The 19,450-nt window shown below is 57.3% G+C and carries 14 protein-coding genes and 4 pseudogenes; 12 read left to right on the top strand and 6 right to left on the bottom strand.

Annotated elements, in window-relative coordinates:
* Positions 1-144: 144 nt before the first annotated feature.
* The 3 genes from ELQ88_RS01100 (at position 145) to choX (ending at position 4,240) form a co-directional block, all read left to right on the top strand.
* The gene (locus ELQ88_RS01100; protein ID WP_138963054.1) at positions 145-2,661 is read left to right on the top strand and encodes a CoA transferase; all 2,517 of its coding nucleotides are present in this window, start codon (positions 145-147) and stop codon (positions 2,659-2,661) included.
* Between the two features lie 114 nt (positions 2,662-2,775).
* The gene (locus tag ELQ88_RS01095) at positions 2,776-3,210 is read left to right on the top strand and encodes a helix-turn-helix domain-containing protein (protein WP_138963052.1); all 435 of its coding nucleotides are present in this window, start codon (positions 2,776-2,778) and stop codon (positions 3,208-3,210) included.
* A gap of 85 nt (positions 3,211-3,295) precedes the next feature.
* On the top strand, positions 3,296-4,240 hold the full coding sequence (gene choX, locus ELQ88_RS01090) for a choline ABC transporter substrate-binding protein (RefSeq protein ID WP_138963050.1): 945 nt from the start codon (positions 3,296-3,298) through the stop codon (positions 4,238-4,240).
* Positions 4,241-4,470: 230 nt separating this feature from the next.
* On the opposite strand, the pseudogene ELQ88_RS01085 reads toward choX, so the two are convergent.
* Both ELQ88_RS01085 and ELQ88_RS01080 read right to left on the bottom strand, forming a co-directional pair.
* Positions 4,471-5,030 (bottom strand): annotated as a pseudogene (locus ELQ88_RS01085) (hypothetical protein); the annotation flags it as partial.
* Positions 5,031-5,042: 12 nt separating this feature from the next.
* Positions 5,043-5,183 (bottom strand): annotated as a pseudogene (locus ELQ88_RS01080) (aspartate aminotransferase family protein); the annotation flags it as partial.
* On the opposite strand from ELQ88_RS01080, the pseudogene ELQ88_RS01075 reads away from it, so the two are divergent.
* Positions 5,181-5,324, top strand: a pseudogene (locus ELQ88_RS01075) (chloride channel protein); the annotation flags it as partial. The pseudogenes ELQ88_RS01080 and ELQ88_RS01075 overlap by 3 nt on opposite strands.
* 72 nt (positions 5,325-5,396) lie before the next feature.
* Here ELQ88_RS01075 and ELQ88_RS01070 read toward each other — a convergent pair.
* A complete protein-coding gene (locus ELQ88_RS01070; protein ID WP_138963048.1) occupies positions 5,397-6,224 on the bottom strand; it encodes a DUF2254 family protein in 828 nt (275 codons plus the stop codon).
* A gap of 59 nt (positions 6,225-6,283) precedes the next feature.
* Between ELQ88_RS01070 and ELQ88_RS01065 the strand changes: the two genes are divergently transcribed.
* A complete protein-coding gene (locus ELQ88_RS01065) occupies positions 6,284-7,312 on the top strand; it encodes an IS30 family transposase (protein WP_138963046.1) in 1,029 nt (342 codons plus the stop codon).
* A gap of 314 nt (positions 7,313-7,626) precedes the next feature.
* Here ELQ88_RS01065 and ELQ88_RS01060 read toward each other — a convergent pair whose 3' ends face one another.
* Positions 7,627-8,718 carry an IS630 family transposase gene (locus ELQ88_RS01060; protein ID WP_138963044.1) on the bottom strand — a complete coding sequence of 364 codons (1,092 nt, stop codon included), beginning with the start codon at positions 8,716-8,718 and terminating at the stop codon, positions 7,627-7,629.
* Between the two features lie 349 nt (positions 8,719-9,067).
* Here ELQ88_RS01060 and ELQ88_RS01055 point away from each other — a divergent pair, with 349 nt between their 5' ends.
* The 6 genes from ELQ88_RS01055 to ELQ88_RS01030 all read left to right on the top strand — a co-directional run bounded on the left by ELQ88_RS01055 (position 9,068) and on the right by ELQ88_RS01030 (position 16,604).
* On the top strand, positions 9,068-10,372 hold the full coding sequence (locus tag ELQ88_RS01055; protein ID WP_228761528.1) for an aminotransferase class III-fold pyridoxal phosphate-dependent enzyme: 1,305 nt from the start codon (positions 9,068-9,070) through the stop codon (positions 10,370-10,372).
* Between the two features lie 51 nt (positions 10,373-10,423).
* Positions 10,424-11,452: a phosphotransferase gene (locus tag ELQ88_RS01050; protein WP_138963042.1), complete on the top strand. Its 1,029-nt coding sequence runs from the start codon at positions 10,424-10,426 to the stop codon at positions 11,450-11,452.
* Positions 11,453-11,533: 81 nt separating this feature from the next.
* The gene (locus ELQ88_RS01045) at positions 11,534-12,721 is read left to right on the top strand and encodes an MFS transporter (RefSeq protein ID WP_138963040.1); all 1,188 of its coding nucleotides are present in this window, start codon (positions 11,534-11,536) and stop codon (positions 12,719-12,721) included.
* A 121-nt stretch (positions 12,722-12,842) separates the two neighbouring features.
* A complete protein-coding gene (locus ELQ88_RS01040; RefSeq protein ID WP_138963038.1) occupies positions 12,843-14,018 on the top strand; it encodes an MFS transporter in 1,176 nt (391 codons plus the stop codon).
* Between the two features lie 88 nt (positions 14,019-14,106).
* A complete protein-coding gene (locus tag ELQ88_RS01035) occupies positions 14,107-15,306 on the top strand; it encodes an MFS transporter (protein ID WP_161599940.1) in 1,200 nt (399 codons plus the stop codon).
* Between the two features lie 77 nt (positions 15,307-15,383).
* Positions 15,384-16,604, top strand: coding sequence for a serine hydrolase (locus tag ELQ88_RS01030; protein WP_138963034.1), 1,221 nt, complete (start codon positions 15,384-15,386; stop codon positions 16,602-16,604).
* Between the two features lie 202 nt (positions 16,605-16,806).
* Here ELQ88_RS01030 and ELQ88_RS01025 read toward each other — a convergent pair whose 3' ends face one another.
* Positions 16,807-17,727 carry a LysR family transcriptional regulator gene (locus tag ELQ88_RS01025; protein WP_138963032.1) on the bottom strand — a complete coding sequence of 307 codons (921 nt, stop codon included), beginning with the start codon at positions 17,725-17,727 and terminating at the stop codon, positions 16,807-16,809.
* A 269-nt stretch (positions 17,728-17,996) separates the two neighbouring features.
* Between ELQ88_RS01025 and speB the strand changes: the two genes are divergently transcribed.
* Positions 17,997-18,992 carry an agmatinase gene (gene speB / locus ELQ88_RS01020; RefSeq protein WP_228761527.1) on the top strand — a complete coding sequence of 332 codons (996 nt, stop codon included), beginning with the start codon at positions 17,997-17,999 and terminating at the stop codon, positions 18,990-18,992.
* Positions 18,993-19,155: 163 nt separating this feature from the next.
* Here the strand turns inward: speB and ELQ88_RS34470 are convergent.
* A pseudogene (locus ELQ88_RS34470) lies at positions 19,156-19,329 on the bottom strand (transposase); the annotation flags it as partial.
* Between the last annotated feature and the right edge of the window lie 121 nt (positions 19,330-19,450).

Below are 19,450 nucleotides of genomic sequence, written 5' to 3'. Positions count from 1 at the left end.
CCCATCATTTAGTGCCTGTAAGTTAATTTTTATTTTCGGCGATTATTACTCGGCACCGTGATAACGGCCCGCTGAACACTCAACACCATGTCCACCCTGGCTGTTTTGGCCACGGACTGAAGCGCTCTTAGAGGGATCAGTGAAATGAACAACAACAACAATCAATTGCCTTTGACCGGTGTTCGCGTTGTCGACTTCGGCCAGCAGATCGCCGCCCCGGCCGTGGCCATGACCCTCGCTGACCTGGGTGCCAGCGTGGTACATATCGACCCTCCGCAAGGCCCACAGTGGGATCACCCGGCTAATGCTGTGCTCAACCGCAATAAAAGCTGCCTGCGCTTGGACCTCAAGTCCGCGGAGGGCTTGGCTCAGGCCCTAGCGCTGATCGAACAGGCGGACATCGTCATTGAAAGTTTCCGCCCCGGCGTCATGCAGAAACTGGGCATTGACTTCACCGAACTGCGTGAAGCCCGCCCTGAACTGATCACCCTATCGGTGCCGGGTTTTGCCAGCAACGACGAACTGCGCCGAGACTGGAAAGCAACCGAAGCCGTGGTAGCCGCAACAGCTGGGGCCTTCACTGACATGGGATTCAACCGCGTGTTGCTGGGCCTAAATCCAAGCTTCTCACCACTGCCATTAGGCTCGGCCTACGCCACCACTCTGGCTGCTGCCTCCGTCGCCCTCGCCCTGCAGGCCCGCGAGCGCACTGGTCGCGGTGATGCTATTGAAGTGCCGGTGATTTCTGCACTTATGGAAGGCTTGTCGTATAACTCCTATGTTATTGAAGGCCTGCCCGAACGGTACAAGACCATGCGCGAGCTGGAAATCGAGCACCGCAAGGCCAATAACATTGCGATGGATCTCAGCTACGAGGACCTGCAGGAATACCTCGATCCCTTCTACCGCACCTATAAGTGCTCCGACGACCGCATGTTCTATTGCGTTTGCCCGTCCCACCGGAATCACGCCAAACGCGCCCTGCAGGTACTGGGGATCTACGACGAGCTGGTCGCCGATGGCCTACCGGAAGTCAACGATCTACACGCTCCGATCAGCGAGTGGGACGGTGAGACCTCCATCGGTGTCTACCCGCTACCGAAAAAGTGGGCCGACCATATCTCGGCGAAGATGAAGCAGGCCTTCCTGACCAAGACGTCCGAGGAGTGGGGCACGATCTTCGGCGAAGGCCAGATTCCCGGCGCGCCACACCGCACCACCCAAGAGTGGGTCAATCACGAGCACACCAACACAGCGGGCCTGATTGTAGAGGTCAACGACCCTGAATACGGCCTGATGAAGCAGCCTGGACCCTTCGCCTGGCTGGAAGAATGCGCCGAGCAGATGGTCACGCCACGTCCACGCAAGACCGTCAGCTTCGCCGAAGCGCTGGCCGAACTGCGTGAGGTCGCTGCCGCTCATCCGACCAGCTTCCCGGTTGGTGATGCTGTGCAGGCGGCAAGCGATACCGGTTGGCTCGACGGGCTGCGCATCCTTGACCTCACCAACGTGATCGCCGGCCCCCATTCGACTGCGTTCCTTGCCCGTTTCGGTGCCGAGGTGATCAAGCTCGACACCGTCAAACCCATGTACGACCCGCTGATTGGCACCCTATTCACCTTCCAGACCGGCATGGGCAAGCGCAGTGCGCTGGTCGACATTATGAGCGCCGAAGGCCGCGAGGTGTTCAACCGCCTGGTGCGCTCGGTGGACATGGTGGTGATCAACGCCGCTGATCGCCAGCTCAAAGCCCTGGGGCTGGACAACGACAGCCTGCAGGCGGTCAATCCGGGCGTGCTGTTCTGCCGCCTGGACTGTCTCGGCGGCCCACTGCCCGGACCAAAAAGCAACTACATCGGCTATGACGACATCATCCAGGCGCACAGCGGCATCATGAGCCGTTTTGGGGGCCCACAGACCCCGGAGGAGCACGCTCACCTCGGCACCTTGGACGTCAACTGCGGTTTCGCTGCCGGCCTGGGCATGGCGGTATCGATCTACCACAAGATGAAGACTGGTCAGGCGACACGATCGCGTACTTCGCTGTCGGCCATCACGAACCTGGCGCAGCTGTCTTTCGCCTTCGATTATGCTGGGCGTGCGCCGTTCAATGAACCTTCAGGCCGCGAAGTGCTGGGCCACAATGCCCTGTCGCATTTCTACAAAACCGCCGAGGGCTGGCTCTACCTTGACTCCAACGCTGCCGAGCTACCGCAGCTTGAACGCATCGAGGGCCTAGCCGGTATCCGCTCGGCGGCGGATGTTGGCGTGTTCCTCAAAACCGCCCTTCAATCCGCTCCAGCGGCTTACTGGGCTGAACAACTGCAGGCAGCCAATATCGCCGCGGCGGAACCACTATCGATTGAAACCTTGCGCGAGCTTTACAGCCGAGATGGCGACGGCACCGTCGGTATCGACCTTGGCAGCGTTGCTTTCTCGGTTCACCCAGAGCACCCCAGCGGCCATTGCCTGACCCAGATCGACCACCTGGCGATCCGGCCGAGTGAGGCCAGCATCAAGGCAGTCACTCTGCCAGAGCGCTGGGGCCATTCCACCCGCGAAGTATTGGCCGAAATGGGTTACAGCGAGGCCGAGGTTAATTCGATGATCGAACGCAACATCGCCAGCCTGGGCTGGGCCAAAGAGTTCCTTCCTAGCTAAGCACTGCCAGAGGATGGAACCGATGTTCCGTCCTCTTCTCATTCCAGGAGGAACCAAAACGCTCGATCCCGATTGCAAGTGTTCAATCCAATAAATACAATAAAGGATTAAGACATGCACTTTCAAGATAATCGAATCACCCTCCCCTTGATTGACTTCAGCGCGCCTGCACAACTGCGCCATCGCCAGCCGTTAAAGGTGCGTCAGGCATTGGCCAGCCTTGAACAGGAACTGCCGGTGATGATTGATTTTGACAAACTTGCCGCTTCCATGAACCTGTCTCGACGCCACCTTGAACGCTTGTTCAAAACACACATTGATTGCTCCCCTTCTCACTATTGCCGGCAATTACGCCTGAGTCACGCACATCGACTCTTGCGGGCAAGACCTCCGTCGATCCAGCGCGTCGCCACGGCGCGCGGCGTTGGGTCCAGTGCTCAGTTTTCCAGCCCTACCGCAAGCATTTCGGCAACATCCTGCCAGACGATCCCCTCACTCGCGCTCACTTGGAAAATCGGCATCCATATGACCGGCAAGCGCCAAAACTGAGCAGTTCGTTGGTCGCGTTGATCCTTGCTCAGGACGAACCTACATTCGCCACCTTTCGCCTTTAAGACACCCTCGGAGTCCATTAATGAACAAGCCCGCCCTGCGCCTCACCGCTGCAGCTCTCGCCCTGTTCGCCCATAATATTTTCGCAGCTTCGGAGCCTGCACAATGTCAGGCGGTACGGCTGGCTGATCTTGGCTGGGCCGATAACTCGGCGAACAATGGTCTGACCATGGCCGTGGCCGAAGCTATCGGCTACAAGCCGTCCAAAATCCTGGTTGCAGTGCCGATCGCGCTGGCCTCGATACACAATGGCCAGTTGGATGCGTTTCTTGATTACTGGTCACCCGCCCTTGATCCGACCGTGGAGCCACTGATCAAGGAAGGAAAGATCATCAAGCTGCAACCGGCAAACCTGACAGGCGCCAAGTACACCCTGGCCGTGCCTGATTTCTTGGCCGAGAAAGGCCTGCGCACTTTTGCCGATATCGCCAAGTTCAAGGACGAACTGGACGGCAAAATCTATGGTATCGAGCCGGGCAGCGGTGGCAACTCCTCGCTGAGAAAAATGATCAAGGAAAACCTCTACGGCCTGGGTGACTTCCAGTTAGTTGAGTCCAGTGAGACGGCGATGCGCATGCAGGTTTCGCGGGCGATCAGGCGCGAGAAAGCGATCCTGTTCCTGGGCTGGGCTCCGCACCCGATGAACCTGGAATTCAAGATGACGTACCTTTCCGGAGGGGATCAGGTGTTCGGCCCCAATTATGGCGCCGCGACGGTCTATACCGTGACTACACCGGACTATGCCCAGCGCTGCCCGAACACCGCGAAGCTGATCAGCAACATGAAGTTTGACGTTCAGATGGAAAGTGAACTGATGGTGGGCATTCTCGATAAGAAAGATCCGCTTCAAATGGCCAAGGCCTGGATCACTCGCAATCCGCAGTGGCTCGACCCGTGGCTGGATGGACTGACCACCTTTGACGGCAAGGATGCCAAAGCTGCCGCGCATCAGTACTTCGGACTTTGATGAAGCGCTGTGCGCCCTGAAGCTCACCGAGAGGCCCTTGCGCAGTGGCTGAATGGTCATTCTGCCCAGCGTTGACGATGCGTCATGAGCAAGTCTATTACCTGCTGACGCTGCGCCAGATAGTGCTCAGCAATACGGCACGCCGATACATCGAATGGTTGACCGACGAAGCTCGACGACCCAACGCATGAAATGTGTCCCGTAAGCTTGCGGGGCACATTTAATACCGGCGGCTCTACGAACGGCAACGGTGTATCAGAATCACGGCGAACAGAGAAGACGTTTAGCGTCATCGCGACAAATGCGTAATATCCGAAGACACCTATCAGCTCGACGACAGCGGGGTCTCCAAACGATTGAATAGCGTGTGCATAAAGAGCGTCGTCGATACGACGAGTCTCGTCCAGAGTCTTGCCCAGTCGATAAACCAGAAGTTCATCTTCATTGGTGAATTGCGGGAGTGTCTGCTGACGCAGCGCCTCGATTATCGGTTCAGACAAACCCGTCGAGCGCGCGATCGGTTTATGAATTTGCCACTCGGCCTGGGACTGCCACCATGACGCGGTGAACAGGATTGCCAGTTCGGTCAAACGCAATTCCAGCCGAGTGTTATAGCGACAGAACGCACCCAATCGCTGCGCATGGCTGGCCAGCTAAGGACTGTGAATCCAGGCCAGGACGGCCCGTCCAGATAGCCTCGCGGGCCGCTGAGAATTTCCCTGAGAACGGCGCGTTGAGCATCATCCATTTGCGTTTCGGTCAGCGAAGTCAGTCGTGATTGAATAGCCATGCCGTTACTCCCTCACAGACCTTTGAGCGTGATATTCACGGCGCTCAGGAGTTTATCGGCGATCTCATCCAGATGATGGTCCTCAAGAATGAACGGCGGTGCCAGCAGGATGTGGTCGCCGTACTGCCCATCGATAGTTCCACCCATCGGGTAGCGGCCGTAACGCAATCGCCCATCACCTCCGCGGTCATCGTCATGGAGATGATCGATAGCCATGGCATGGTGATCAGCCTTATGGCCGTCGCGCTGATTGCCAAAGCAGTCAGTGCAAGGATGGGGCCCGAGTTGCATTAACAGTTGGCTCGCGGTTTTTTGCAATCTTCGGATGGTGATGCTACTGCGCGAAAAGCCACTCAATAAGTCGTACTAGCACACCAGCTGTTGAGCCATTTCGTGGAGCTTCTTTCTATCTTCCTCCAACGTCAGTGCAGTGGCTGCGTGCTTGAGTAGAAGGTTCGCATGCCGGATACATGCACTGCTGAACACATCCGGATTTATCTGCGCAAGACTGGCCAGGGCCTTCATCATGCGCAGGTCAACCTCAAGCAGGCTCGCGCCGTCTCTGGCAATCGGTGCGAAAAAGTCATCGAATAAGTCGTCTACTACCAGCCCGCGAAGATAAACCTGCTCGCAATCTGTATCGATCATCGCTGTAGAGTCTGGGGGCCTACCCCAGTCGGTGAGGCTTCTGACCCCACGGCCAATCACGTCAATTGCAGTCCCGGGATCATTGACTGCTGGCGATAAAGCTCGGGAGGCGATCTCCGACAACACTGACAGCCCAAACCTGGGATCGTGTTCAAATGTTCGGCGTACGCCTACGGTCAGACATGCCAGTATTTTTTCGCTGCTGGAGTGCAACTCATCTACGCGCTCCTTGTTCAAACTCACCGTTCGGGCAAGCGGCATGCCCAAATGCACAAAGCTTCCGGGAAGGATCTCCAGAAAGATCTGAATCTCGCACGCGGTGGCAATGGCACCTAATGCCTGTACATCAATATGTTGGACATACCCGGTTTGTTTGCTTGTCACTATTTGAGCAGAGGGTGGAATCATCCACTCGGAAGGGTAAGCAACACCGCCCAAATGAGGCCATTGGAGCCTATTGTTTATAGCATCGATGGTCGCCTGTTCGACACGATCGATGGTTTCTCCCACCCGGCCGAGTTTGGATAGGTGATCGATCCAGCGCAAAAGTGGGCGGCGGCAAAAACTGAGTGCAACACCTGACCTTTCCGGTACGGTGCTGCCCCATGTCCTATCACGAACTCAGCGTCGAAGAACGCGCCGCCATTCAAATCGGTCATGTCCAGGGCCTCAGCCAGCGTCGGATTGCTCGGCTGATCGAACGATCTCCCTCGACCATCAGTCGGGAGTTGCGCCGCAATCGAGAGGTCTGTGGGAGTTACTCAGCCCGTGCGGCCCAGCAACAGATGCATGCCCGCCGTCAAACCTGTCGACCCATGCGAAAGCTGTTGCCGGGTAGTGAACGCTTCGAGTTGGTGGCCCATATGCTGCGCGAGCGTTTGTCTCCCGAGCAGATTGCCGGCAAGCTACGCAGCATGAATATTCCCAACCTTAGAGATGCCTACGTCTGCCGCGAGACGATCTATAACGCGATCTATGCCCTGCCGGTCGGCGAACTGCGCAAGGAACTGATCATCTGTCTGCGCCAAGGCAAAACGGCCCGCCGACCACGCTCGGGCGGCGTGGATCGACGCGGCCAGATTCCCGAGATGGTCAGCATTCACGTGCGCCCGCCGGAGATTGAAGACCGGCTGATGCCGGGGCATTGGGAAGGTGATCTGATCAAAGGCAAGGCCAACGCCTCGTCCGTAGGCACGTTGGTGGAACGCACCAGTGGCTATCTGATGCTGGTGAAGATGAATGACGCGACGGCAACCTCGGCGATGGAGGGCTTCAGCGCCGCGCTCAATAGCATGCCGCTGGCGATGCGCAGGAGCATGACTTACGACCAGGGCCGAGAGATGGCGCGACATGCCGAGATCACCCAGAACACCGGGGTGGCGATTTACTTCTGCGACCCGCACAGCCCTTGGCAGCGTGGCAGTAATGAAAATATCAACGGGCTGATCCGCCAGTACCTGCCCAAAGGGATGGACTTGTCGGGACACAGCCAAGAACAGCTGGATGCCATTGCCTTGCAACTGAATATGCGCCCACGTAAACGCTTCGATTTCAAATGTCCGATCGAAGTGATGAGTGAGGTGATGCAAAAGGCCAATGCGATGCGGCACGATACTCCCACTTCGATTCAATAACCGTGTTGCACTCAGCTCCTGCAACCGCCCCTCATTATTATTGTTGGCAATGGAGCTATTAACTGGGGAGAACTGCATTTCAACTTGGCCAATCATGTTGTTGCAGCCCATGCCCCCGGGATAACTAGTTACGGTTGCTCCTGCTCAGCCATGCTTATTGAGTCGACATTATTAATTGGCTGGAGCTGAATATATCGCGGCTACTCAAGGGTCTGTAGCGTGCTTTCGGCCAACTGAGGGGTGAAATTCGGACATATTAGGTGCAGCGCATTTCAAGTGCTGCCTCGCTCTTCAGCGCCTAGTGTCTTGAGCGGTTAATTCAATAACTTATTTTTTATCGCTCCCAGCTTTGCTTTGTTCACAGAGCTAATGATGGATTCAGCCGTCTTGTTCCACTTGAAGGGCTTCGCCGAAAGGTCATTGTGGGCCTCGATAAATTGACGAATAGCCGCTTTCAGTTCGGCCACGCTGGTGAAAACACCCCGATACAGTGCTCGCCTTTCCAGCTGCGCGAACCAGCCTTCCACGGCGTTCAGCCACGAAGCACTGGTCGGCGTGAAGTGCAGTTTGAAACGCGGGTGCTTCTCCAGCCATTGTTTGATGGCCGGTGTTTTGTGCGTCGAGCTGTTGTCCAGAATCACATGCAGGTCAAGCTCTGCGGGCGTCGCGCGGTCGATCTGTCGCAGGAAGGCCAGAAACTCTTTGGCCCGATGGCGTTGGGTTATCCGCCCGATAACCTGGCCGGTCAGGATGTCAAAAGCGGCATACAGACTGGCGGTGCCATGGCGTTTGTAATCATGCGTGCGTCGCTCGATCTGGCCAGGGCGTAGCGGCAACATCGGTTGTGTGCGATCCAGTGCCTGGATCTGGGTTTTCTCATCAACCGACAGCACGATGGCGTTATCCGGCGGGTTCAGATAAAGCCCGACGACATCGACGACCTTATCGGCAAAATGCGGATCGTTGCTGATCTTGAACGTTTTCAAACGATGGGGTTTAAGGTCGGAAGCGGCCCAGACTTGTCGCACTTGCCAAGCCGTAACGGCGGCATATTTGGCCATCAAGCGCACACTCCAATGCGTCGCCTCACGAGGCACGCGCTGGGTGGTCAGGGTAAGAATCTCCTTCATTTTTTGAGTGCTGAGCTTGCGAGGCTGGCCACTTCGAGGCAGGTCGTTCAAGCCCTCAAGACCCGCCTCCAGATAGCGCTTTCGCCATTTGAACACCACCGGCGCTGAGACCTGGAGCTGATGGCTGACGTCTTTGGGCGTTAATCCATCCGCCAATAACAGCAGAATTCTGGCCCGCAGCCCGAGACGTTGTGCCAGCGAGCCCATCCGCGACCAGCCTTGTAGTGTGGCTTGGTCAGATGGCGTTAAAACGAATGGGGCGGCGGGTTTGGCCATGCGCACTACTGCTCAGTGAGGTCGAAGTCTGGTCAGTATATCGACATATTTTTCGATAATCGAACTAACCGCTCAGGACACTAGGAAGCAATGGAAATGTATGGCCACTCGAAAAATGCAAGCCAGTACCCCAGCGACCTATAAAGCCGCGATTTGAAAAAATGGTCATCTTCGCCCCCCCTAAAGAACTACCGGCCCTGACCGCTATTCACCCACAACTTGGCCACCTACAACCTAACCAACACTCCCCCGCCGCGATTAAATAAAAAAGAGTATTCAGGAAATCGACCTTGGCCCCGCAGGGTCAGCCGATGGCTGGTGCTCATCTAAAAGCTCCCGAGATGAAGCCATGAACATTCTGCAGACTCCAGTCAGTACCTCGATGTTGAAACAACAGGCCCTGCGCAAGGCCCACGATCACCTGATCCCAGGGCGCATCAATACCTTCAGTCAGATGGGCATCGATCTGGTGATCGGTCGCCGAGAGGGTTATCGGTTCTGGGATATCGACGGTAAGGAGTTCATGGACTTCCACCTAAATGGCGGCACCTACAATGTCGGACACCGCAACCCCGAAGTGCTGGAGGTGTTAAACCAGGCACTGACAACCTTGGATATAGGCAACCACCACTTCGCGTCCCCCTACCGGACCAAATTGGCCGAACAGCTGTCGCACCTGTCGCCTGGTGGCTCACTCCACTACAGCGTGCTTACCAGCAGCGGCAGCGAAGCCAACGATGTGGCAATCAAATCCGCTCGTTACGCCACCGGACGACGCAAGATCGTGGCACTGGACACAGCCTTCCATGGTCGCACCGGCCTATCCGGCGCCGCCGGCGATCCATCCAACTCCCGCTATTTCCACTCCGACTGCGCCGACGATTTCCACACCGTGCCTTTCAACGACCTGGCAGCGATGGACGCGGCGCTGGCCAGCGAGGATGTGGCCGCCGTACTGATGGAAGTGATCCCGGCTACGGCTGGCTTCACGATGCCAACCAATGATTACCTGCCCGGAGTCAAGGCTCTGTGCGAGCGCTACGGCAGCCTGTTTATCGCCGACGAGGTACAAGTTGGCCTGGGACGCTGCGGCGAGCTCTGGGCCGTCCAGTGCTGGGGGGTTGAGCCGGATATCTTGGTCACCGGCAAGGGGCTGTCCGCTGGGCTATACCCGATCGCCGCCGCGGTGATGAGTGAGCGGGTCGGGTCCTGGCTGATCGACAACGGCTGGGGGCACGTCTCCACCTTCGGCGGTAGCGAGATCGGTTGCGCGGTTGCCAGCAAGGTATTGGCGATCTGCAGCGATTTCGCCACCCTCGTACAGACCCGCAGCACCGCCGACTATCTCCGAACCGGCCTTGCGGATATCCAGCAACGCCACCCCTACCTCAAGGAAATTCGCAGTCAGGGAGTGGTAATGGGCCTCAAGTTCGACAGCCCTAACGGCGGCATTCACATGATGAAAGCCCTGTTCGACCAGGGACTGTGGGCGATCTTCGCCGGGTTCGACCCCTCAGTGCTGCAGTTCAAAGCAGGCCTCTTGATCGACCGGGCCTTCTGCGACGAAGCACTGGATAAATTCGAAGCCGCCATCCGTGTGGCCGAGCGGGTCGAGGACAAGGGCATCCCGATGAGCATTAATCCATCCAAATAACCCGGGGCGGCAGTCTCCACCAAGACGATAACAACGACCCACGAGGTAGCCATGGATAAAGTCCTTACACTTGCCTCACCTCAACAGGCGCGCCATTTTCAAGAACTGGCCCGGGAGGCGCTCAAGTATTGGGGCATCGATGACGCCGCCATTTCCCTGACCAAACACCGGGAAAATGCCGTCTTCAGCGTGATCGACGCCTCCTCCCAGCGCCGCTATGCACTTCGGGTGCACCGTTTCGGCTACCACTCAGATGCCGCGTTGCATTCCGAGCTGCTGTGGATGCGGGCACTGAACCAGGCCGGCGTCTGCACGCCACCTATCATCCCGACCATCGATGGCGAACTGTTCAAGAACGTTGCCATCGACACCATCCCCCGGCCTCACCAATGCGACCTGCTGGGCTGGGTCGAGGGAGCCCCCCTGGGTTCGATTGACAATGACCACGACTTCGATCCGGCCCAGCAGGTGGAGAGCTACCGAGTGGTGGGAGAGTTGGCCGGCCGCCTGCATAACCAGAGCGAAGACTGGCAACGCCCTCCCTCCTTCATCCGCGACGCCTGGGATGCCGATGGTTTGGTCGGCGATAATCCGATCTGGGGCCGGTTCTGCGAGCTGGAGCCTCTGTTCGACGCGCAGCGGGTACTGCTCTGCCTCGCCCGGGATATAGCCAAGCAAAAGTTAAAGGCGTTCGGTCAAAGCCCGGATCGCTACGGCCTGATCCACAACGATTTTCTACCCGAAAATCTGCTGATGACGGCCGATGGCATTCGCATTATCGACTTCGATGACGCTGGCTTCGGCTGGCACCTGTTCGAGTTTGCCACCTCGCTGTTCTTCCATATCGGCGAGGACAATTTCGACGACATCCTGGCCTCGATGATCGAGTGCTACCGCTACGTGCGCGAACTCCCACAAGCCCATTTGGCGATGCTACCCACCTTCTTCCTGGTGCGGGGACTGGTGTATTTGGGCTGGGTTCATACCCGCAAGGATACCGAAACCGCCAAGGCACTCACCGCAGATCTGATCGACAGGGTCGTGGCGCTGGCCGATGCCTATCTTGCGGGTCGTCCTTAGCAGGCTAGGCCGCCTCCTGAGGGCGGCTTGATCCTCCGGAAATGTCTCCGCCTACAGCAACAACAAAAAAGAGAAATTGCCATGAGAATTCACCATCAGATCAGTACTCGCGCCCTAACTGCCGCCTGTGTGCTTTCGGCAGCCGGCGCCCTAGTGTTCAACGCCTTCCCGCTGTTTCTCGGAAATATCGCCGGAGCTTTCGGCTTCAATGACGAACAACTGGGGCTGTTAGGCACCGCCTACCTGACAGGCTTCGCCCTAATTGCCCTGCTCGCCCCGTTGTGGATGCCTCGCCTGCCCTGGAAAACCTGCGGTGTGTTCGGCTATCTGCTCATCGTCATCGCGTCCTTCCTGCTAAAAACGGCACCCACCGAGCAGATCCACTACGTCATGGGGCTGCTAGGGCTGGGCTCTGGAGTCATTTTCACCCTCTCGCTCGGGGTAGTGTCGGCGGCCAGAAATCCAGATCGTGCCTATGGCTGGAAAATAATGACTGAGATGCTGGTAGCGGGAGTATTAATGCTGGCGATGACCACTCTGGTGATCGAAGCTTTTGGTTACGACGGTTTTATCGGCGGCATCGTCGCCCTGTACAGTTTGTCGGCACTGTCGCTGCTTGGACTGCCAAAGAACTTCCTCAAGGCCGTCGAGCAACATTCAACCAGCAAGACTGCAGGAAACGGCCTGAACAGGCCGGCAGCCATGGCCGCCCTAGCACTGTTCTTCCAGTTCGGGACCTTCAGTGGCCTCTGGGGCTTTATGGAGCGGATCGGTGAAATAAACGGCGTGACCCCAGACACCCTCGGCACCCTGCTGACCCTGTCCCTGGTAACGGGCTTATTGGGCGCCATGCTCTGCGCCTTGATGGGCCAGCGCTTCGGTCATCGCAAACCTATCCTCGGCGGCATGGGGCTGACCCTTGCCTGCGTGGCCTTGCTGCATTTTGCCAACGGTGTAGTGGTTTTTGCCGTTGCCGCCTGCGCCCTCAACGCCTTGCTGCAGTTCGTCTCGGCCACACAGATGGCACTGATCACCGAAACCGATCGCAATGGCCGCTATACGGTGATGATCGCCTTTATCCTCGCCGCTGGCGGTGCCATCGGACCTGGGGTGCTGGGCGCAATTTTGGCGCAGGTCGGCTTCGGGTTCGGCTACCTGTGGGCGGTGTTCTTCACGCTTGCTGCCATGGCACTGACCATGCTGGCAACCCAATTAGCGCGGACAGCTGATGGCGATACCCAAGTGGCGCTAGCCTGCAACAACGGATGACTGGCTACGCCTTGGCCGAATGTCACCCGATGGCTGACCGAATCGAGCCTACTCGCCAACAACAGTCGGCACCAAGCTGAAGCCAGGCAAATAAAAGCTAAAATAATAAAGGTTTGTTGTTATGAGTAACTCCATCGGAGCAATAGCTGTGGCACAGCTCCCCGCCGTGGAAAGCAGTCAGGTGTCCGGGGGCGGGGTGTGGGCTGCCATCTTGTTCGGCACCATCGGCCTCTTCGTATTCCTCATGATGCCAATGTTCGTAGGTGCACTGGCGTCCAACGGCTTCGATGACGGTCAACTGGGCAATCTGGCGTCGATGGATCTGGCCGGAATGGCCGTAGCCAGCGTTGCAGCCCTGTTCTGGATCAAGCGGCTCAACTGGCGCCTCGCGGGGCTGATGTCCATGGCGGCACTGATCATCGGCAACCTGCTCTGCCTCAACGTCACCGATTACGGCTCACTGATGCTGCTGCGCTTCGTTACCGGCCTGGGGGGCGGTTGTGCAGCCGTGCTGACCTATAGCGTGATCGCCAACACCACCCGCCCGGATCGCTATATGGGATTGTTCGTTGCCATTCAGGTGTTGGCACAAGCTATCGCTTTTTTCGCCGCACCATCGATGCAGGCGCACTGGGGAGTGAACAGTTTCTACTACCTGTTCAGCTCACTGGCACTGCTGGCAATGGGATTGGTGAAATGGTTTCCCAGTACTGGCCATGCCGAAGATTTGCATCGAGGTGAAGCCGCAGGCCTGCCGGTCTCGGCAAAACTCGCCGTTTTCTCGATACTGATAGCCATGGCTCTGTTCTTTATCGGCCAGGGGGCAATCTGGGCCTATGGTGAGCGCATCGCCGCAACGGGCGGGCTCGATGCTCAGACCATCGGTAATTTACTCGCGTTAACCTCCCTCGCCTCCCTGCTAGGGGCCGTACTTTCGGTCTGGATGGATGTCCGCTTTGGTCGTTTTTGGCCAATCCTCATCGCCATTGCGGTGCAGTTGGTAGCGCTCGGCCTGTTCCATGGTGAGATGAGTGCAATCGTCTTCGCCGTTATCTTTTCGATCTTTGCCTTCAGCTGGAACTTCGGCATCGCTTATCAGGTTGGCGCGCTGATCAGTTGCGATACCGAGGGCCGATACACGGCGCTGATTCCCGCATTTCAAGGCGCCGGACTGGCCCTTGGACCTGCCCTGGCCGGGGCTTTTATAACTGGTGGCAGCTACTTCTCGGTGAACCTGATCAGCGCTGCTGCACTGGGCGGCTATCTGCTCTTTATCCTGCCGTTCTCGCGCCGCTAAGGCGTGATGGCAGGCTCTACTCTAGCCTCTTGGCTCCAACGACGGATCCCCTGACATGATGCGTAAAACCCTTACCAGCGTCTGGCCGTTGTTCTTCGGCCTCGGCATTATCGGCGTCTGTATCGGCGCTCAGGGCTCACTGCTGGGAATCCGTGCTGAACTGGAAGGCTTCGATATCCGGGTAACTGGGCTACTGATGTCGGCCTACTACGTTGGCTTTCTGCTCGGTTCACTGCGCGCGCCGAAGATTCTCCAGCGAGTAGGGCACATTCGCGCTTTCGCAGCACTGACTGCACTGGCATCCATCACCATTTTGGTTCACTCCCTGATCATTGATCCCTGGACCTGGGGACTGATGCGCCTGCTCACCGGCTTTGCCGTTTCGGCGATCTATGTGGTCGCCGAAAGCTGGTTGAACCAGGCAGCCAACAACCGCAGCCGTGGCCAGTTGTTGTCGATCTACATGGTCACCATGTTGGCCGGTCTTTCCAGCGGCCAGTTCCTGCTCAAATTGGCGGATCCCGCCAGTTTCGAGTTATTTACCCTGATTTCGGTACTAATCAGCCTGGCCGCCATACCGATTCTGATCACCGCCACCCCAATGCCATCCTTCGAAGCCGCCCGACCGGTGAGCATCAAAGCTCTCTATCACCTCGCCCCCACAGGGCTGATCGGCTCCTTCCTGATCAATACATGTTACGCCATGGTGCTTGGTATGGGCGCAGTCTATGCCAGTAAACTGGGGATGCAGGTGGATGAGATTTCGCTGTTTATGGCGGTGTTGGTGGTTGGCGGCATGCTGCTGCAATGGCCCCTGGGCAAGCTCTCCGATCGCATGGACCGGCGCTCAGTGATCTGCGCTGCGGCCTTTGCCGCACTGTTGTTTGCCCTCGTCAGCGGGCAAACCGGATTCGCCGCCGACAATCGTCACCTGCTGCTGGCGTTACTGTTCGGCGGCTGCTGTTTCCCACTGCTGGCACTTTACCTGGCGCTTACCAACGACGAACTGACGTCGGATCAGGCGGTCGGCGCCAGCAGCACCCTGTTGCTGGTGGGTGGCATCGGCGCCACCCTGGGTCCCTTTATGATCTCGCTGACGATGGAGCGCTGGGGCGCCCCGGGGTTTTTCTGGTGCCTGGCGGCCATGTCGGCACTGATGGCCGGACACGCGTTCTATAGGCGGTTGATTGATCCGCTTCCGGCCGCTGGTGAACCGTCCAGCTTCCAGATGCAGGCTCCTTCCCCCGTTGGCTCTGGCTTGATGAAATCCCCACCTTCAGAAAACTAAGCCTGCCATCTGCTATGACCGGCTCGGCAATCAACATCCGCTCAACTGACTGAACATAGAAAACAAGAGAGCAAATCATGCGTTCACATCTGACTGACCCATTGATGCAAGGATTTCCCCCTCCCCCCGAGCAACAGGTAACCCTGGCAAACTGGCAACGGGCGCCCTATAGCCGCTGGGCTTTCCAGAATGTGCGCAGGCTGGTGCCCACCGCGGAAGTTAGTCGTGGCAACCACCCGCCCTCAGTCTTTGAACAGGCCCCCCGCTATCTGGATGATGTGCCTGTAACCAAGATGGATGGCCAAGTGGTTCCCCTGCAGCAGTTGCTGTGTGAAACCAGCACCGACGCGTTTCTGGTGATCCATCGCGGTAAGATCGTCACCGAACAGTATTTCAACGGCATGGCGCCGTCTGCCCAGCATCTGCTGATGTCGGTGACCAAGTCCGTGGGCTCGACCCTGATGGGCATTCTGGTATCCCAGGGACTGATCGATCTCGATGCCCCACTGCCCAGCTATATTCCCGAACTAAAGGACAGCGCCTATGGCGATGCGACGGTTCGCCAGGTGCTGGATATGCAGATCGCCAGCAACTATGACGAGTACCCAGAAGCGCCTGGAGGTTACTCCCTGCGGGATCTGGATCAGGTGACGGGCTGGAGCCCGGAAAGCGGCCCCGGCCGACCCAAGAGCATGTACGACCTTGCCCAGCTGCTGAAGAAAGGCGACGGCGACCATGGGCAACGGTTCAGCTATGACTCCATCAACACCGACATGCTGGGATGGATCATGGAACGGGTAACCGGCATAGCCCTGCCGGAGTTGCTGAGTCGTGAGCTCTGGTCAAAGCTCGGCGCCGAACGGGACGCCTACATCGGGGTTGATCCCTCGGGTAGCGCCATTCTGGATGGCGGCCTCTGTGCGACTCTTCGCGACATGGGGCGCTTTGGCCAGATGATCCTCCAGGGCGGAACCTTCAACGACCAGCAGATTCTGCCGCGGGCCTGGATCGATGATATCCGCTTCAATAGCGATTCGGCCGCTTGGGCCAAAGGGTACTATGCTGCACTGTTTCCCGAAGGCGGCTATCGAAGCCAGTGGTGGCTGCCCGGCAATGCCCTCCAGGCGATGATGGCCGCGGGAGTATTCGGACAAATTGTCTATATCGATCCGGTAGCTCAGCTGGTGGGGGTGAAGTTCTCCTCCCATCCTGAGGAAGTGGACGGCGAGCTTTATCAGAATATGGCGCGCGCCTTCGAAACGATTGCCGCAGCACTGGAGGCTGGCAACGAGCAATAACCAGAATACTCACGCACCCTTGACCTCGCGAACTAACAAACTCATCGCGCACGTTCGGGCCGACACTTCGGTATTCCGCGTAGATTGCACTCTGGCTTCCCTAACAGCACTCATGGATATCCGGGTACGGGCATGTCGACCTTGATCCACTTGGTCCTTGACCGGATCGAGCCTTCCGAACGATCCGGTCAAAACAGATGCCTCAGCCCTCCCCCACCGCTGGCGAATAAGCCTGCAATAAAGTCTCAATAAACAGATTCAACGCGGCATTCGAAGCACGCCCCTTCTTGGTCAAGGCATACATGTCTTTCTTGTAGCACATTGCCTCTGGAAGCAATGCCCGCATCTGTCCTGCTCGGGTCCAGCGTTGTGAATAGTGGCTGGGCAGAAAACCGACATGGTTGCCCGCCAAGATCAGAGTCGCTCGGGCCTCCAGCGCAGCAGCGGTGGCAGTCTGTTTGGCGCCGGTGATCGGATCCGAGCCATGGCTTCCCGGTGCATGATCGATAAAACAGCAATTGTCGATATCCGCTTGCGTCACCGTCTCGACACCCTGATCGAATAGGGGGTGGGAGCGACCGCAGTAAAGAAAATACTCTTCAGGATACAGGTAGTGGCACACCAGATTTTCCAATGGCTGGGTCAGGGAGGTGATACCTAGTTGTACTTCGCCATTAACGACGGCCCGTTCAACCTCGGAACGCGAGCCCACATCCAATCGAATATGAACCTGAGACGCTTGAGACTGGAAACGCTGGATAATCGGCACTATCAAGAAGTTGGGATCGGACAGCGTGTTATCCGTGAGAATCAGACGCAGCTCTCCGGTGATATGCCCCTGGGTCGCCTGCACCTGGCCGGTAAAGTGTTCGATGGACTGGATCAACTCCTGCGTGGCCCCATAGACCTGCTGCCCCTGCTCGGTCAGCGAGAAGCCGTGGCGCCCTCGCTCGCACAGACGCATCCCGAGGCGCTGCTCCAGATCGGATAACCGGGCGCTGATATTGGAGACGCTCATGTTCAGGCTGATCTCGGCGGCGGACAGGCCGCCTGCCTTCACTACAGCAACATAAACCCGAAGCAACTTAAGATCCATATCACTCAGCTGCCCTTTAGGCTTCATCGTTCCTTTCCACCTTTTTCTGCACTCGATCGCTGAATCTAGCAGATTGTTTGCGCGACAACCCTTCACGTGGGCTCGCACTTCCAATTACTTATAAGCCAGCTTACCGCATTCAATATTCTTCGGCCGCAGAAGCTCTGGGAGACTCCAAACCGTGCTTTAACTGAGCTCCAAAAGCGGTTCCCGACGTGACCGCTTTTTTTGGCGGCTGCCCTGAGGCAGCTGCCTTTTTTCAATAACAACAATCAGCGACTCGGGAAACTGCCATTATGAACCGCGAAATGATAGACCGCTTTTATCAGACTCAAGATATTCTCGGCGAGACTTACACCCCGATCCAGTGTCAGCGTTACAGCGAAGTCGCCACCTTTATGCGCGCGCCCCAAGTCAGAGAGCTTAGCCAAGTCGATATCGGCCTCATCGGCATCCCCTTTGACGGCGGTCTCACCTGTAGAACCGGCGCTCGTATGGGCCCCCGTGAGGTGCGCAACCAATCCACCATGATGCGCGCCATCAACGTGGCAACCGGGGTCAAGCCCTTCAATATTGCGCGCATCGCTGACCTGGGTGATGTGCGTTTTTCCAATCTATTCAGCCTTGATGCGGCCATCCAGGATATCGAAAAATACTATGATGCCATCGCTAAAAGTGGCGTGATACCCATCGGCATTGGCGGCGATCACTCGGTCACCTACCCCATTCTCAAGGCTCTGGCGAAAGTCCATGATCAGCCGATCGCCATAATTCATATCGACGCCCATACTGATACTTGGGGCGAATATCAGGGATCTAAGTTTCACCATGGCGCACCATTTCGTTTGGCTGTCGACGAAGGGCTGATCGATCCGCTCAAAACGGTTCAGATTGGTATACGCGGCGGGCAGAATTTTTCCGATGGCCTCGATTACTCCCGCAACAAAGAAATGAGGGTGATCACTATCGAGGAGTTCGATGATCTGGGCTGGAAAGCAGTGGCTAGCGAAGCCCGACGCATCGTCGGCGACAGCCCGGTCTACCTGACCTTCGATATTGACGGGTTGGATCCGGTGTTCGCCCCCGGAACCGGCACCCCTGAAGCCGGCGGTATCAGCATGCGGGAAGCCCAGCGGTTGTTGCGGGAACTGCGCGGACTCAACTTTATCGGAGCCGATCTGGTGGAGGTCTCTCCGCCCCTGGATCCGAGCGGCCTGACCGCACTAAATGGTGCCACACTGCTGTTTGAGATGCTCTGTCTACTGGCTGAACAAGTTGGCTCACGACAGTAGCACTGAGCACAAATACCGAGGCTATCAAGTTGAGCATCACGGCGAGGCTAGCTAAAAGTTGCTGTGTCGCTACTTCCTCCTAGCCGAACCATTTCGTCGGATAGAGGCTACTCCCGCGAATCGACCAAAAAGGGCGGATCTTGTTTAACAGGAGACTTTTCTGTGGTGTTGTGCCGCTGCGCTCGTCACGCAGTTGCTCAACCCATAAGCGCAACACCGACCGTTAGGCCTGTGCCCATAAACCTACAGGCCTCAGATATTGAATAGCCCTGGTCTAGAACTAGGCCATCTGCTTCGAGTTTAAATCTGTAGTAAATGATCCTCTGGTCCTGAACACCGCTTTGATCGGCGAAGCTTAACCCCCTATCGGGGTGTCCAGAATCATTAAGCCACACCACCTAGGAAGTGATGGGCACTGCGATCCACCGGTAATCCCCCCGACCTTTCGTGACAATTCT

Source organism: Pseudomonas sp. MPC6 (assembly GCF_006094435.1).
Classification (GTDB): Bacteria; Pseudomonadota; Gammaproteobacteria; order Pseudomonadales; family Pseudomonadaceae; genus Aquipseudomonas.
This window is presented reverse-complemented; position numbering and strand designations above follow the sequence as displayed.

What these genes read in the sequence shown, in the direction of transcription:
- ELQ88_RS01100 (WP_138963054.1), top strand. Translation starts at nt 145, where the DNA reads ATGAACAACAACAACAATCAATTGCCTTTGACCGGTGTTCGCGTTGTC.
- ELQ88_RS01095 (WP_138963052.1), top strand. Translation starts at nt 2,776, where the DNA reads ATGCACTTTCAAGATAATCGAATCACCCTCCCCTTGATTGACTTCAGC.
- choX (WP_138963050.1), top strand. Translation starts at nt 3,296, where the DNA reads ATGAACAAGCCCGCCCTGCGCCTCACCGCTGCAGCTCTCGCCCTGTTC.
- ELQ88_RS01065 (WP_138963046.1), top strand. Translation starts at nt 6,284, where the DNA reads ATGTCCTATCACGAACTCAGCGTCGAAGAACGCGCCGCCATTCAAATC.
- ELQ88_RS01060 (WP_138963044.1), bottom strand. Translation starts at nt 8,718, where the DNA reads ATGGCCAAACCCGCCGCCCCATTCGTTTTAACGCCATCTGACCAAGCC.
- ELQ88_RS01055 (WP_228761528.1), top strand. Translation starts at nt 9,068, where the DNA reads ATGAACATTCTGCAGACTCCAGTCAGTACCTCGATGTTGAAACAACAG.
- ELQ88_RS01050 (WP_138963042.1), top strand. Translation starts at nt 10,424, where the DNA reads ATGGATAAAGTCCTTACACTTGCCTCACCTCAACAGGCGCGCCATTTT.
- ELQ88_RS01045 (WP_138963040.1), top strand. Translation starts at nt 11,534, where the DNA reads ATGAGAATTCACCATCAGATCAGTACTCGCGCCCTAACTGCCGCCTGT.
- ELQ88_RS01040 (WP_138963038.1), top strand. Translation starts at nt 12,843, where the DNA reads ATGAGTAACTCCATCGGAGCAATAGCTGTGGCACAGCTCCCCGCCGTG.
- ELQ88_RS01030 (WP_138963034.1), top strand. Translation starts at nt 15,384, where the DNA reads ATGCGTTCACATCTGACTGACCCATTGATGCAAGGATTTCCCCCTCCC.
- ELQ88_RS01025 (WP_138963032.1), bottom strand. Translation starts at nt 17,727, where the DNA reads ATGAAGCCTAAAGGGCAGCTGAGTGATATGGATCTTAAGTTGCTTCGG.
- speB (WP_228761527.1), top strand. Translation starts at nt 17,997, where the DNA reads ATGAACCGCGAAATGATAGACCGCTTTTATCAGACTCAAGATATTCTC.